The 14,380-nt window shown below is 72.4% G+C and carries 11 protein-coding genes, 2 tRNA genes and 1 pseudogene; 11 read left to right on the plus strand and 3 right to left on the minus strand.

Features of this window, described 5'->3' with window-relative positions; translation table 11 throughout:
- Window positions 1-73 precede the first annotated feature (73 nt).
- The 3 genes and pseudogenes from QK440_RS38890 to QK440_RS38900 form a co-directional block, all read left to right on the plus strand.
- Window positions 74-1,147 (plus strand): annotated as a pseudogene (locus QK440_RS38890) (AIM24 family protein); the annotation flags it as partial.
- An 11-nt stretch (window positions 1,148-1,158) separates the two neighbouring features.
- Window positions 1,159-1,842: an AIM24 family protein gene (locus tag QK440_RS38895; protein WP_282797992.1), complete on the plus strand. Its 684-nt coding sequence runs from the start codon at window positions 1,159-1,161 to the stop codon at window positions 1,840-1,842.
- Between the two features lie 16 nt (window positions 1,843-1,858).
- Entirely contained in the window at window positions 1,859-2,614 is a 756-nt protein-coding gene (locus tag QK440_RS38900; protein ID WP_282797993.1) for an AIM24 family protein, read from the plus strand.
- 68 nt (window positions 2,615-2,682) lie between these two features.
- Here the strand turns inward: QK440_RS38900 and QK440_RS38905 are convergent, their stop codons facing one another.
- The gene (locus tag QK440_RS38905; protein ID WP_282797994.1) at window positions 2,683-3,213 is read right to left on the minus strand and encodes an NUDIX hydrolase; all 531 of its coding nucleotides are present in this window, start codon (window positions 3,211-3,213) and stop codon (window positions 2,683-2,685) included.
- Window positions 3,210-4,697 carry a zinc-dependent metalloprotease gene (locus QK440_RS38910; RefSeq protein ID WP_282797995.1) on the minus strand — a complete coding sequence of 496 codons (1,488 nt, stop codon included), beginning with the start codon at window positions 4,695-4,697 and terminating at the stop codon, window positions 3,210-3,212. The genes QK440_RS38905 and QK440_RS38910 overlap by 4 nt, the downstream gene beginning before the upstream one ends.
- Window positions 4,698-4,887: 190 nt before the next feature.
- Between QK440_RS38910 and QK440_RS38915 the strand changes: the two genes are divergently transcribed.
- From QK440_RS38915 to QK440_RS38930, 4 genes are all read left to right on the plus strand, one after another.
- Window positions 4,888-6,000 carry an SDR family oxidoreductase gene (locus QK440_RS38915; RefSeq protein WP_282797996.1) on the plus strand — a complete coding sequence of 371 codons (1,113 nt, stop codon included), beginning with the start codon at window positions 4,888-4,890 and terminating at the stop codon, window positions 5,998-6,000.
- A gap of 247 nt (window positions 6,001-6,247) precedes the next feature.
- Window positions 6,248-6,709, plus strand: coding sequence for a molybdenum cofactor biosynthesis protein MoaE (locus QK440_RS38920; RefSeq protein WP_282797997.1), 462 nt, complete (start codon window positions 6,248-6,250; stop codon window positions 6,707-6,709).
- 139 nt (window positions 6,710-6,848) lie between these two features.
- Window positions 6,849-7,028: a hypothetical protein gene (locus QK440_RS38925; RefSeq protein ID WP_190138961.1), complete on the plus strand. Its 180-nt coding sequence runs from the start codon at window positions 6,849-6,851 to the stop codon at window positions 7,026-7,028.
- Between the two features lie 95 nt (window positions 7,029-7,123).
- Window positions 7,124-8,212: a PDZ domain-containing protein gene (locus QK440_RS38930; RefSeq protein ID WP_282797998.1), complete on the plus strand. Its 1,089-nt coding sequence runs from the start codon at window positions 7,124-7,126 to the stop codon at window positions 8,210-8,212.
- Between the two features lie 99 nt (window positions 8,213-8,311).
- On the opposite strand, the gene QK440_RS38935 is transcribed toward QK440_RS38930, so the two are convergent.
- Window positions 8,312-8,869 (minus strand): PPA1309 family protein, encoded by a 558-nt coding sequence (locus QK440_RS38935; RefSeq protein ID WP_282797999.1) that lies wholly within the window; start codon window positions 8,867-8,869, stop codon window positions 8,312-8,314.
- Window positions 8,870-9,016: 147 nt separating this feature from the next.
- On the opposite strand from QK440_RS38935, the gene QK440_RS38940 reads away from it, so the two are divergent.
- The 4 genes from QK440_RS38940 to QK440_RS38955 all read left to right on the plus strand — a co-directional run bounded on the left by QK440_RS38940 (window position 9,017) and on the right by QK440_RS38955 (window position 14,380).
- Window positions 9,017-11,959 (plus strand): UPF0182 family protein, encoded by a 2,943-nt coding sequence (locus QK440_RS38940; protein WP_282798001.1) that lies wholly within the window; start codon window positions 9,017-9,019, stop codon window positions 11,957-11,959.
- 69 nt (window positions 11,960-12,028) lie between these two features.
- A tRNA-Met gene (locus QK440_RS38945) sits at window positions 12,029-12,102 on the plus strand.
- Window positions 12,103-12,346: 244 nt separating this feature from the next.
- Complete coding sequence (locus tag QK440_RS38950) at window positions 12,347-14,194, plus strand: tetratricopeptide repeat protein (protein WP_282798000.1); 1,848 nt, start codon at window positions 12,347-12,349, stop codon at window positions 14,192-14,194.
- Window positions 14,195-14,306: 112 nt separating this feature from the next.
- Window positions 14,307-14,380: transfer RNA gene (locus tag QK440_RS38955), tRNA-Met, on the plus strand.

Here is a 14,380-nt window from a genome sequence, read left to right on the forward strand (position 1 = left end):
CCGACCCGCCTCCCGTCCCGCCCCCCGATCCGCTACGGACCCGCTCCCGACCTGCACCGGCGCCCCGCGCCACCCGCCGCCCCCTCCCGCACCCGCCGACCCGTCGGTGCACGCCGCGCAGACCATCGTGGCGCCCATGGGCCAGCCGGGCGGCCCCGTGCCGTCCCAGCCCCCGGCGCCGCAGCACGGGCACGGCCAGCCGGGTCAGCAGCAGCCCCAGCAGTTCGGCCAGGCGCCGCCGCAGGCCTACGGCCAGCAGCCGTCCGCGCCCCTGCCGCCCGGCTACGGTCAGCCCGCCGCGCCGCCGCCCCCGGGGTACGACCAGCAGCCGTCGGCACCGCTTCCCCCGGGCTACGGCCAGCCCTCGGCGCCCCCGCCGCCCGGTTACGGCCAGCAGCCCCAGGCTCCGGTCCCCGGCCAGGCCCCGCCCCCGTTCGCCCCGCAGGGACCCGGCGTACCACAAGCGGCCCCGCAGGCCCCGCAGGGCGCCGGTGTGGCCGCCGCGCTGCAGAAGTACCGCGAGGCGGGCACCGGACAGCGCTGGACGCAGCAGAACGAGAAGCTGGTCCGCATCGACCTGAACGTCGGCGGCCAGCCCGTCCTGGCCCGCCAGGGCAGCATGGTGCTCTACCAGGGCAAGGTCGAGTTCAGCTACAAGGGCGCGGGCTTCGCCGGCCGGGTGGTGGGCAACGCCACCGGCCAGGAGATGCAGCTCATGCGCTGTACCGGCCGCGGCCAGGTGTTCCTCGCCGAGCAGGGCACCCATCTGCACCCCGTCGAGCTCCAGGGGGACGCGCTCTGCGTCTCCGCGGAGAACGTCCTCGCCTTCGACGAGTCCCTCCAGCACGAGGTGCGCCGCATCGAAGGACACGGCATCCCCGGGGGCGCGCTGTTCGTCATGCAGTTCCAGGGGACCGGCACCGTCGTCGTCAAGACGCACGGCACGCCCGTCGTGCTGCCGGTCACCCCGACCACCTTCGCCGACTGCCACGCCGTGGTCGCGTGGTCGGCCGCCGCCCAGGCCATCGTGTCCAGCCAGGTCCGGCTGCGCGCCAACGCCTCCGCGGGGTCCACGGGGGAGAGCGTCAACCTCCAGTTCCGGGGCGCGCCCGGCACGTTCGTCGTCGTCCAGCCGTACGAGGTCTGAGGGAGCCCGTCATGAACCAGCAGCAGCTCGCGGGCTTCGCCCCCGCACCCGTCGCCGCCCGCATGGAGAACCACGGCCACCACATGGTCAAGGTCGCCCTGCAGACCGGGAACGACCTCTTCGCGCGCGTGGGCTCGATGGTCGCCTACGAAGGGTTCGTGCAGTACGAGCCGAACCCGCCCGCCGTCCGCCAGGTCGCCCGCGACTGGATCACCGGTGAGGGCGCGCCCCTGATGAAGTGCTCCGGAGACGGCCTGCTGTACCTGGCCGACTACGGGGCGGACGTCGTCGTCATCAACCTGGCGGGCGACGCGCTCTCGGTGAACGGCACCAACCTCCTCGCCTTCGACGCACACCTCCAGTGGGGCGTCGAGCGGGTCAAGGGCCTCGCGAAGTTCGCCGGCCAGGGCCTGTGGAACATCAAGGTCTCCGGGCAGGGCTGGGTGGCGCTGACCTCCCGCGGCACGCCGATCGTCGTCGACTGCGGCCGCGGCGAGGACGAGACGTACGTCGACCCCGACGCCCTCATCGCCTGGTCGCCGAACCTGAAGGTCAAGGGCAAGCGCAGCTTCAAGGCCGGCTCCCTCATCGGGCGCGGCAGCGGCGAGGCCTACCAGATGGGCTTCTCCGGCGAGGGCATCGTCGTCGTACAGCCCAGTGAGGACAGCACCGACCGCCTCCGGATCCGGAGCTGAGGGGGAGCAGGACACCATGCAGAGCTCGCTTTTCGCGCACTCCGAGCAGCAGACCCAGGAGCGCTACACCGTCCAGAACCCGCAGCTCCTGCGCGTCGCCCTGACGGGCCACGACGACGTGCTCGCCCGCAAGGGGTCCATGGTCGCCTACCAAGGGCTCGTCGAGTTCGACGCCGAGTATCAGACGGGCGGCCAGCAGCGCGCCCGTGCGCACACCGGCGAGGGCCTGGACCTGATGCGCTGCCACGGCCAGGGCACCGTCTACTTCGCGAACCTCGCCCAGTACATCCACGTCGTGGACGTCGACCAGGACGGCCTGACCGTGGACAGCGCGTACGTCCTGGCCATGGACTCCTCGCTGTCCCACCAGGTCATCGCCGTGGACAGCCAGTACGGCATCTCCGGCTCCGGCAAGTACCAGCTCAACATCACCGGCCGCGGCAAGGTCGCCCTGATGACCTCCGGGGAGCCGCTGATGCTCCAGGTCACCCCCGACCGGTACGTCAACGCCGACGCCGACGCGATCGTCGCCTGGTCCAGCGGGCTGCGGGTGCAGATGCAGGCCCAGACGCACTCCTCGGGCGTGTGGCGCCGCCGCGGCAACACCGGCGAGGGCTGGGAGCTCAGCTTCATGGGACAGGGCTACGCGCTCGTCCAGCCGAGCGAACTGCTGCCGCCGCAGAACGCCGTCGTCGGCCAGGGCGCCCGTGCCCAGTTCGGCATGGGCCAGCAAGGCGCACGCGGACAGAACCAGGGCAACGTCTGGAACTGAACCCACCCGCATGTGTAAGGGGCGGTCGCCCGGGCGACCGCCCCTTACACATGCCTGCCGGGAAGCCGTCACCCGGGCAGGCGCTCCCGCGTGGCCTCCACCAGTCGGACGACGGACGCGTCGGCCACGCCCGCCACCTCGTCGTACGCGAACCAGCGCAGGTCGAGGGACTCGTCACTGAGGGCCTCCACCGCGTCGGGCGGGGCCACGGCCGCGTACTGCACGTCCAGGTGCTGGGTGCACGGGCCCGGGATCGGGTGCCGGTCCAGGCGCACCGGGCCGCCCGGCAGCAGCGTGAGGCCCCGCACGCCGGACTCCTCGGTGGCCTCGCGCAGCGCCGCGTCCGCCAGGGTGCGGTCGCCCGGCTCGCAGTGGCCGCCCATCTGGAGCCACATGCCGAGCTTCTTGTGCAGCGTCAGCAGCACCCGCCCGCGCGACGGGTCCACGACCAGCGCGCTGGCCGTCACGTGCCCGTCGGTGCAGGCCTTCCACATGCCGTCCTCGGGGTGGGCCGACAGGTGGTCCAGGTAGTACTGGCGCAGGTCTTCCTGGTGCTCGTACGCCTTCAGCACCAGCACCGCGTCGTCGCGCAGGCTCACTTGCCCTCGTCGTCCTTGCCCTCGGCGGAGCCGTCCTCGGGGGAGCCCCCGCCGGTGGAGCCGTCCGCCGTGGAGGCGTCGCCCTTCGAGAGGTCCGGCTTGCCCGGCCTGTCGCCGCCCGCCGCGTCCCCGAGCATCTTGTCCAGCTCGGAGAAGTCGAGCTGCTCGCGGTGCACGAAGCCGTCCGGGTCGTCCAGGTCGGAGGCCGTCGGCAGCATGTCCGGGTGCGCCCACAGGCCGTCACGGCCGTCGACGCCGCGCGCGTCCGTGAGCGAGGCCCACAGGCGCGAGGCGTCCCGCAGCCGGCGCGGGCGCAGCTCCAGGCCGATGAGCGTCGCGAACGTCTGCTCGGCGGGACCGCCGGTGGCGCGGCGGCGGCGCAGCGTCTCCCGCAGCGCGTCGGCCGACGACAGGCGGGGCTTGGCCGCCGCGTGCACGACCGCGTCCACCCAGCCCTCCACGAGCGCGAGCGCCGTCTCCAGGCGGGCCAGGGCGGCCTTCTGCTCCGCGGTGTCCTCGGGCTGGAACATGCCCTGCTGAAGGGCTTCCTGCAACTGCTCCGGGTTCTGCGGGTCGAACTGGCCGACCACGTCCTCCAGCTTCGTGGTGTCGACCTTGATGCCGCGTGCGTAGCCCTCCACGGCGCCGAACAGGTGCGAGCGCAGCCACGGCACGTGGGCGAAGAGCCGCTGGTGGGCGGCCTCCCGCAGGGCCAGATACAGCCGCACCTCGTCCATGGGGACGCTCAGGTCCTTGCCGAACGCCGCCACGTTCACCGGCAGCAGGGCCGCCTTGCCGGCCGGGCCCAGCGGCAGGCCGATGTCCGTGGAGCCGACGACCTCGCCCGCGAGGACGCCCACGGCCTGGCCGATCTGCTGGCCGAACATGGCGCCGCCCATGGAGCGCATCATGCCGATCAGCGGGCCCGCCATGGCCTGCATCTCCTCGGGCAGGACGTCGCCCATCGCCACGCCGACGCGCTCGGCGACCGGGTCGACCAGCTCCCGCCACGCCGGCAGGGTCGCCTCGACCCACTCGGCGCGGCTCCAGGCCACGGCCGAGCCCGCGCCCGAGGGCAGCGAGGTGGCGTCGTCCAGCCACAGGTCGGCCAGGCGCACGGCCTCCTCGACGGCGGTCCGCTCACCGGGGCCGACGCTGGCGTCCTTCGTGCCGTCCGCCGTGCCCTGGGAGACGGTCTGCCGGGCGATGTCCTTGGCCATGTCCCAGTTCACCGGGCCGCCCTCGTACGACAGCATCTGGCCGAGCTGCTGGAAGGCCGCGCCCAGGTCGCCGGGGTTCATGGAGCCGAACATCGCGGCGAACGGATTGTCCCCGCCGCCCGGGCCGCCGGGCAGCCCGAAGCCGAACGGGTTCCCAGGGCCACCGGAACCCTGTCCCCCTCCGGGGGTGTCCTTCTTCTTGCCCTCGTCGCCGTTCTCCGGCTCCTCCGGCGGAAGGCCGAATCCGAATGGGGTGTCACTCACGGGATTCCTCGGCTCGTTAGGCCACCGGAAGGGATCCGGCGGCGGCTGCCCACAACACCACCCAGCGTAGACACCGCGACGGGATGGGGCCTCGGTGCTTCGCCGTCGTGGGCGCTGCGGCAGGATGGATGCCACCTGGTACGTACGCGTCACGCGCATGCGTACTGAAGACAACCGCTGGAGACGCCCGGTGAGTTCCCCAGATCCGCAGGTTCGCGCAGCGCGAAACCCCTCGACCCCGGCACCCGTGCGCGGGCCCGTCGTCGCCGTCACCGGCGCCGCCGCGGGCATGGGGGCGCTCCTCACCGAGCGCCTGGCCGCGTCCGACCAGATCAAGCAGGTCGTGGCCATCGACGAGCGGCGCGGTGAGTGCGCGGCGGCCCAGTGGCACGTCCTGGACGTCCGGGACCCCGCGATCGCCGAGAAGCTGCGCGGCGTCGACGTCGTCGTGCACCTCGCGCTCGACCTCGACCTGGAGACCGACGGAGCGGCCCGTACGGCGTACAACGTCCGGGGCACCCAGACCGTCCTGACGGCGGCCGCCGCCGCGGGCGTGCACAGGGTGGTGCTGTGCACCTCGGCGATGGTCTACGGGGCCCTCGCCGACAACGAGCTGCCCCTGGCGGAGGACGCCGAACTGCGGGCCACCGCCGAGGCGACCGGCGTCGGCGACCTCCTGGAGATCGAGCGGCTCGCCCGGCGCGCCCCCCGGGCGCACCCCGGCCTGAACGTCACCGTCGTCCGCCCCGCCGTCCTCGTCGGCGGCACCGACACCGCGCTGACCCGCTACTTCGAGTCGCCGCGGCTCCTGGTGGTGGCCGGGTCGCGGCCCGCGTGGCAGTTCTGCCACGTCGACGACCTGTGCAGTGCCCTGGAGTACGCCGTCCTGGAGAAGGTCGAGGGCGAGCTGGCCGTCGGGTGCGACGGGTGGCTGGAGCAGGAGGAGGTCGAGGAGCTCAGCGGGATCCGCCGCATGGAGCTGCCGTCGGCCGTCGCGCTCGGGGCGGCCGCCCGGCTGCACCGCATCGGCCTCACGCCCTCCCCGGCCGGGGACCTGGCCTACACGATGTACCCCTGGGTCGTCAGCGGCAGCCGGCTGCACGACGCGGGCTGGCGGCCGCGCTGGACCAACGAGGAGGTCCTCGCGGAACTCCTGGAGGAGGTCGCGGGCCGGCGGACGCTCGCCGGGCGGCGGCTGGGCCGCAAGGACGCCACGGCCGCCGGGGCCGCGGGGGCGACCGTCGCCCTGCTCGGCACGGCCGCCCTCGTACGGCGGGCGCGGAAGGCGCGGCGGCGCCTCTGAGACGGCGGTCCGCGCCCGGGCCGGCCCAGGGGCCCGGGAGCGGCCCCTGTGCTCCGTGGACCGGCCGTCGAGGGCTCCCGTGCCCGCCACCCGCCCGCTCCGCTCCGGACGGGCCGCCCACAGGCCCACAGCCGACGGCGTACGGCCCCGGCGGGAACGGCTGCCGTAGGGAACTCCAAACGGCACGCGCGCGTGCCGGGCGAAACGGGGATTCCGCGCTGTCGGTGGCGTGGGGCACCATGGCCGCATGGCACGTACTCCGATTGACCACCCGGGTGAGCTGGCCGCCGAGGAGCCGATCCGGCTGCTGGCCGTCCGGGATGCGCCGCTGTCGCTCGACGAGGTCTTCCGGGCCGTGGCGGACGACGCCGCCGGCGGCACCGCGCTGTTCGTCGGGACCGTGCGGGACCACGACGGCGGCGCGGACGTGGCCGCGCTTTCGTACTCCAGCCACCCCTCCGCCGAGGCGGAGCTGCGGCGGGTGGCGGAGAAGGTCGTCGCCGAGTTCCCCGTACGCGCCCTGGCGGCCGTGCACCGCGTCGGCGACCTGGCCGTCGGCGACCTCGCGGTGGTCGTCGCCGTGTCCTGCCCGCACCGGGCGGAGGCCTTCGCGGCCTGCCGGAAGCTGATCGACGACCTCAAGCACGAGGTGCCCATCTGGAAGCACCAGACGTTCTCCGACGGCCAGGAGGAGTGGGTCGGCGCCTAGGCGGTGCCCGGCCGGCCGGAACCCGGCTTCACCCGACTTCCGGTTGCGTAACCGGGCCCCTGGCGTGAGCGTTGTCGGTGCGGCGGGTTAGTCTGCTGATCAGTCAGTTGTGGTCGCGCAATGGGGTCGGGAGGTCGGCATGGCATCGCTTGCCTGGTTGCTGATTCCGCTTCTGGCGGCTGTCGGTGCCGGACTGTGGGCGCTTCTGGCCCACCGCAACCGCGAGAGCGGGAAGACCGGCGACATCAGTGAGCTGAACGGCTACGCGGCGTTCCGCAAGGCGATGGAGAAGACCCACTCACGCACCGACGCCGTCTGACACCGCGGTCCCCGCGCCCTGTGGGGACCGCCGGGCGATCCCGTACGGACCGGCCCCAGGGGTGCCCTCACAGGACTGTCCCGTACTGTCGTTCCATGCCACGCCGTACCGCCACGATGCTCGCCTCCACCTTGATGCTGATCGCGTTGCTGTGCGCCGGAGTGCTCATCAAAGTGCCGTACTCGGAGATGTCCCCGGGGCCGACGGTGAACACCCTGGGCGACCACGACGGCGAGCCGGTGCTGCAGATCTCGGGCCGCAAGACGTACCCGACGAGCGGCCACCTGAACATGACGACGGTCCGCGTCACCAGCGCCGACTACAAGATGAACCTCGCGGAGGCCGTCTACGGCTGGATCGCGCACGACAACATCGTCGTGCCGCACGAGACGCTCTACCCGGACGGCAAGACCGAGCAGGAGTCGTCCCGGGAGAACGCCGAGGAGTTCAGCCAGTCCCAGGAGACCGCGAAGGTCGCCGCCCTGCGGCAACTGGACATCCCGGTGAAGTCCCAGGTCGTCGTCGGCACCGTCTTCAAGGACAGCCCCGCCGAGGGCCGGCTGCACGCGGGCGACGTGATCAGGAGCGTGGACGGCACGGCGGTGAAGAAGACCACCGACGTCGCCAAGCTCGTCACCCGGCACAAGCCCGGCGAGGACGTCACGTTCACCGTCGTGCCGGTCAAGGCGGCCGCCGCCGCCGAGAAGGCGGGCAAGGAGCCGACGGAGACCGAGGACGTCACGATCAAAACCGGCACGTCCGACGACGAAGGGCGCAAGAGGGCCGTCGTCGGCATCCAGGCCGGGACCGACCACACCTTCCCCTTCACCATCGACATCAAGCTCGCCGACGTCGGCGGCCCCAGCGCGGGCCTGATGTTCGCCCTCGGCATCGTCGACAAGCTCACGCCCGGCGACCTCACCGGCGGCGCGTTCGTGGCGGGCACCGGCACCATCGAGGAGGACGGCACGGTCGGCCCGATCGGCGGCATCGAGATGAAGACCGTGGGCGCGCGCGACAAGGGCGCGGAGTACTTCCTGACGCCCAAGGACAACTGCGCCGCCGCCGCGAGCGACGTCCCCGACGGCCTCACCCTGGTCAAGGTGGACACCATCGGCGACGCCGTGAAGTCCCTGAACAAGATCCGCAAGGGCGACACGGACGGCCTGCCGACCTGCGGCTGACACCGGGCCGGCCCCCGGGGCAGCGGCACCGGGCCGCGGAAACGCCCGTGGCCGGGGCGGTCGACACCGGCCCCGGCCACGCGCACCTCCTGGAAGCGGTTACTCCGCGAACGTCGCCGACAGCGCATCGGCAAGACCCGGCACCAGGTCCGAGCCCGTCAGGACCTCCGTCGGCGAGTCCTTCTCGCGCAGCCGCAGGGCCGACTCGCGCGCGCCGTCCCGCAGCACCGCGACCGTCATGCGCACCTCCTGGCGCTCGGGGTGCCGGGCCACCCACGCCGCGAGGTCCTTCTCGCTCAGATCCTGCGGAACGGACGCCTCCGCGGACGGCGGCAGCATCAGGCGCTCCACCGTGAGGGCGCAGCCCGCCACGGAGTCGGGCCAGGCGATGGTGCCGAGGAACTCGTCGAGCGCCGCCCCGGCGGGCAGCTCCTCCTGCTCGATGGGGGTCAGGGGAGCAGCGGAGCCGTCGTCGGCGAGGCCGAGGCGGTCGGCCAGGCCGGGCTCCTGGGTGCGCAGGCGCGCGGTGTCGACGAGGGCGAAGAGGCGGGCGGGCTGGTCCCAGCCGAGAGTCCCGACATAGTCGTCGATTTCGAGCACGGCACGGGTGAGGGGGCTCGCGGCCATCGGAGGGCCGGAGGGGGAAACGTTGGGCATGCCCAATATCCTGCCTGGTTCAGACCCCGGAACGGGAACTGAGTAAAGCGTCGGTAAGTTGCATGAGTGGGCTCTACGATCGCGGGGCCTGTTCCAGCCAGAGCTACAGCTACAGCGAACTTCGAGGTGCGCACCTTGGCTTTCCAGATGCCGGACCGCGGCGGAGGCCCGACGGGGCCACGGATCAGAGTGGGCCGACCGTCCCGTCGCGTCCGGACCCTGCTCATGACGCTGGGCGTCCTGGCCGTGCTGGCCATGGCGTTCGTCATGTTCGCGGGGTTCTGGACGGACTGGTTGTGGTACCGCTCGGTCCACTACTCGTCGGTCTTCACGACGACCCTATGGACCAAGATCGGCCTGTTCTTCGTCTTCGGCCTGCTGATGGCGGCCGCGGTCGGGGTGAACATCTGGCTGGCCCACCGGCTGCGCCCGCCGCTGAGCGCCATGTCGATGGAGCAGCAGAGCCTCGACCGGTACCGCATGGCGATCGCGCCGTTCAAGAAGTGGATCCTCATCGGCGTCACGGCGCTGGTCGGCCTCATCGCGGGCGCCTCCGCCGCGGGCCAGTGGCGGACCTGGCTGATGTGGGTCAACGGCGTGCCCTTCGGCCAGAAGGACCCCCAGTTCCACCTGGACGTGGCGTTCTTCGCCTTCGACCTGCCCTGGTACCGCTTCCTGCTCGGCTTCGGCTTCGCGGCCACGGTCCTGTCGGTGATCGCCGCCGCGCTGACGCACTACCTGTACGGCGGGCTGCGCATCACCAGCCCCGGCGGGCGGGCCACGGCCGCGGCGACGGGCCATCTGTCGGTGCTCATCGGCGTCTTCGTGGCGCTGAAGGCCGTCGCGTACTGGCTCGACCGGTACGGCCTCGCGGTGAAGTCCAGCGACTTCAAGGCGACGGACAACTGGACCGGGCTGCGGTACGTCGACGCCAACGCCTATCTGCCGGCGAAGACGATCCTGTTCTGCATCGCCGTCATCTGCGCGCTGCTGTTCTTCGCCACGCTGTGGCGGCGGACCTGGCAGCTCCCCGTCATCGGCTTCGGCCTGATGGTGCTCTCCGCCATCCTGATCGGCGGGCTGTACCCGGCCATCGTCCAGAAGTTCCAGGTCCAGCCGAACGAGCAGGCCAAGGAAGCCCCGTACATCGCCAAGAACATCAAGGCGACCCGGGAGGCCTACGGCATCAAGGACGTGAAGCCGGAGAGCTACGACGGCACCGGCACGGTCGCCGAGAACGCCCAGCAGAAGCGTGACGCCGCCGACGCCGCGGCCAGCTACCGCCTGAACGACCCGAACATCGTCTCGCCGACCTTCCAGCAGCTCGAGCAGAAGCGCGAGTACTACCAGTTCCCGATGACGCTGGACGTCGACCGGTACAAGGGCCAGGACACCGTCATCGGCCTGCGCGAGCTGAACCTCGACAAGCTCGACAAGCGCAACTGGATCAACGACCACTTCGTCTACACCCACGGCTACGGCGCGGTCGCCGCCAAGGGCACGGAGACGGGCAAGGGCTCCAAGGGCGAGCCCGCGTTCACCGAGCGGGGCCTGCCCACCGACGGCTCGCTCGGGGACTACGAGCAGCGGATCTACTACGGCGAGAAGACCAAGTCGTACGCGATCGTCGGCGGGCCGCAGAAGGAGCTCGACTACGAGCAGTCCGGCCGCCAGAAGACGTACAGCTACGAGGGCAGGAGCGGCGTCGACCTGTCCAACCCGGTCAACAGGGCGGCGTACGCGATCACGTTGAGCGAGCCGCAGATCCTGTACTCGGGCGCGATCGGCGACGGCTCGCGGCTGCTGTACAACCGCACCCCCAAGGAGCGCGTCGAGGCCGTCGCGCCGTGGCTGACGATCGACGGCGACGCGTACCCGACGGTGGTCGGCGGGCGCGTGCAGTGGGTCGTCGACGCCTACACGACGGTCAACAACTACCCGTACTCGTCGTGGACGACGCTCGGTGACACCACGGCCGACTCGCTGTCGGACAAGGACAGCCAGCGCGCGGTCATCGCCCAGCAGAACCGCGTCAACTACATCCGCAACTCGGTGAAGGCCACCGTCGACGCCTACGACGGCACGGTGAAGCTGTACACGTGGGACGAGAAGGACCCCGTCCTGAAGACGTGGAAGAGCGCGTTCCCGGGCACCGTCAAGGACAAGAGCGACATCCCGCGGGACCTGATGGACCACCTGCGCTACCCGCAGGACCTGTTCAAGGTGCAGCGCCAGCTCCTGACGAAGTACCACGTCACCGATCCGGGCCCGTTCTACAACGGCAGTGACGCCTGGCAGGTGCCCAACGACCCGGCCAAGCAGCAGAACAGCGCGGTCCCGCCGTACTACCTGTCGATGAAGACGCCGGGGCAGGACCAGCAGCAGTTCTCCCTGACGACGACGTTCACGCCCAGCAAGCGGCCCAACCTCAGCGCCTTCCTCGCGGTGGACGCGGACGCGAGCAGCAAGGACTACGGCAAGTTCACGCTGCTGAGAGTCAACAAGGGCGACCCCTACGGACCGGAGCAGGTCCAGAACAAACTGGTCTCGCTGCCCGAAGTGGGCAACTTCATCAGAGACATGAAGGGCGCGGCGTCCGACGTGCTCTACGGCAATCTGATGACGGTGCCCCTGAAGAACGGGTTCCTGTACGTCGAGCCCATGTACGTCCAGGGACGTAAGTCGCCCTACCCACAGCTCAAGAAGGTGGCCGTCTCCTACGGCTCGGAGAACGTCTTCGCGGACAGCCTGGGGCAGGCGCTCGACAAGCTGTTCCGGACCCAGGGCGACACGCCCGTCGAGCCACCGGACGAACCGGGCGACGGCGACAAGGAGAAGCCCGACAAGGAGAAGCCGCCGGCCTCGGACAACCCCGACCTCCAAGAGGCCATCGACGACGCGCAGAAGGCGATCGACGAAGGCAAGGAGGCGCTCAAGAACGACGACTGGGAGGCCTACGGCAAGGCCCAGGAGAAGCTCCAGGACGCCCTGGAGCGCGCGGAGGAAGCCCAGTCCAAGGCGCCGGACAAGGACGACGGGAAGCCCCGGAAGCCCGACGGGAACGACCAGGGCCGCGACGGCGGCGGCTGACCGCCGGCCGCGGGGGCCGACGGCGGGCGGCCCCCGCCCCGCGCCGTGATACGGTGACGTACACAACGGCGCGGGGTGGAGCAGCTCGGTAGCTCGCTGGGCTCATAACCCAGAGGTCGCAGGTTCAAATCCTGTCCCCGCTACTCATGACGAAGGCCCGGATCCTCCAGCAGGATCCGGGCCTTCGGCATGTCCGGATGCCGCCCGCGCGGCCCATGCCAGGTGCCCGTGCCAGTGGTGTGGGGGTCCTGCGAAGAGCGTGCCGGGCGGGGGGAGTTGAGTAAAGCTGTGTTTCACTTATCTCTCTGTGGGCATGTCGACAAAACGCTGTAGTGACCTCACTGGCTGCGGTATACGAGGTGTACCCAGGTTGCAGGTGGTGCGACGATGGACGTTATGGGGGACAAGGCAACTCTGTTGGAGACTGGGCGTTTCGTACCGTCGTCCGACCGGGAGGATCCCGGGGCGGTGGCGGAAGAGATGCGGCACCGGGCCGCGGCCGAGGCCGGGGACGTGGACGCCATGAGCGTCCTGGGCAGCCTGCTCCTGCGCCGCGGCGACCTCGACGGTGCCGAATCCTTGCTGCGCGCGGCGACCGCCGCCGGTGACCGCGCCGCGGCCAACAACCTGGGTGTCCTCCTGCACCAGCGCGGCTACGTCGAGGAGGCGGCCGGCTGGTGGCGCATCGCCGCCGTCGCGGGCTCGGCCGCGGCGGCGCACGCCCTCGGCCGCCACCACCGCGAGCGCGGCGACGAGCCCGCCGCCGAGTACTGGCTGCGCCAGTCCGCCGAACAGGGCCACACCCTGGGCGCGTACGCCCTCGCCGACCTCCTGGAGCACCGCGGCGACGCCGGGGCCGAGCGCTGGATGCGCGCCGCCGCCGAGCGCGGCCACCGCGAGGCGGCGTACCGCCTGGCGCGGGCCCTGGACCGGCGCGCGGAGCAGGAGGGCCCCGGCGACAGCGAGACGCGCGCCCCCCGCGGCGCCCGCCTCGCGGGGGACGGGCGCCCCGAAGGCGACCGCTCGCTGGTGGAGCAGGCCGAGCAGTGGTACCGCCAGGCCGCCGCGCGCGGGCACCGGCGCGCGGCCCTGCACCTCGGCGCCATCCTGGAGAAGCGCGGCGAGCTCAAGGAGGCCGGGCGCTGGTACCTGACCTCCGCCAAGGACGGCGAGGCCAAGGCCGCCTGCGCCCTCGGCTTCCTGCTGCGCGACGCGGGGGACGAGACGAACGCCGCCGTGTGGTGGCTCAAGGCCGCCCAGGACGGCGACGGCAACGCGGCGAACGCCCTCGGCGCGCTGCACGCCGAGCGCGGCGAGACCCAGACCGCCGAGCGCTGGTACCGCGCGGCCCTGGACGCGGGCGACGTGAACGGCGCGTACAACCTCGGCCTGCTCTGCGCCGAGCAGAAGCGCACCGCGCAGGCCGACCAGTGGTACCGCCGCGCCGCCTACGCCGGGCACCGCGAGGCGGCCAACGCGCTCGCCGTGCTGCTGCTCCAGGGCGGCGACGCGGCCGGCGCCGAGCCGTGGTTCTCCAAGGCGGCCGAGGCGGGCAGTGTGGACGCCGCGTTCAACCTCGGCATCCTGTACGCGAGCCGGGGCGACGACGCCCAGGCGCTGCGCTGGTACGAGCGCGCCGCGGCGGCGGGCCACACCGAGGCCGCGCTCCAGGTCGGCACCGCGCGCCTGCGCGAGGGCGACGAGCAGGAGGCCGAGCGGCACCTGCGGTGCGCGGCGGGCGCCGGCAGCGCGGAGGCCGCGTACCGGCTCGGCACCGTGCTCGACGCGCGCCGCCCGGCCGCGGCGGCGCCCGCGCTCGGCGAGCCGGTGGCGCGCAAGTCGGAGTGCGAGGAGTGGTACGAGCGCGCGGCCCAGCAGGGGCACCGCCGGGCCCAGGTGCGGGTCGGCATGCTCGCCGCCGGGCGCGGCGACGTGGTCGAGGCCGCGCGGTGGTACCGCCTCGCGGCCGAGGCCGGGAGCCGCAACGGCGCGTTCAACCTGGGGCTCCTGCTCGCCCGCGAGGGCAGCGAGCCGGAGGCCGCGCTGTGGTGGACGCGCGCCGCGGACGCCGGGCACGGCCGGGCGGCGCTGCGGCTCGCCCTGCTCTACGCCCGCCGGGGCCAGCTCGCGGAGGGCCAGCGGTGGGCCGCGCGGGCGGTGGACCTCGGCCCGGCGGAGGTGGCCGAGCGGGCGGCGCGGCTCGGCGAGGCCCTGCGCCAGGAGCTCACGGCGTAGGCCGGGCGCGGCGGGTGCGGGGGCCGCCGCGCCCGCCCCTGCCGGGCCCCGGGTGCCGCCCGGGAAGCGATTTGCGCTGGTCGTGGGCGTGGCGTACTGTTGGGTTCAACGACGCGGGGTGGAGCAGCTCGGTAGCTCGCTGGGCTCATAACCCAGAGGTCGCAGGTTCAAATCCTGTCCCCGCTA

The organism is Streptomyces sp. CC224B, from assembly GCF_030010595.1.
GTDB lineage: Bacteria > Actinomycetota > Actinomycetes > Streptomycetales > Streptomycetaceae > Streptomyces > Streptomyces longispororuber.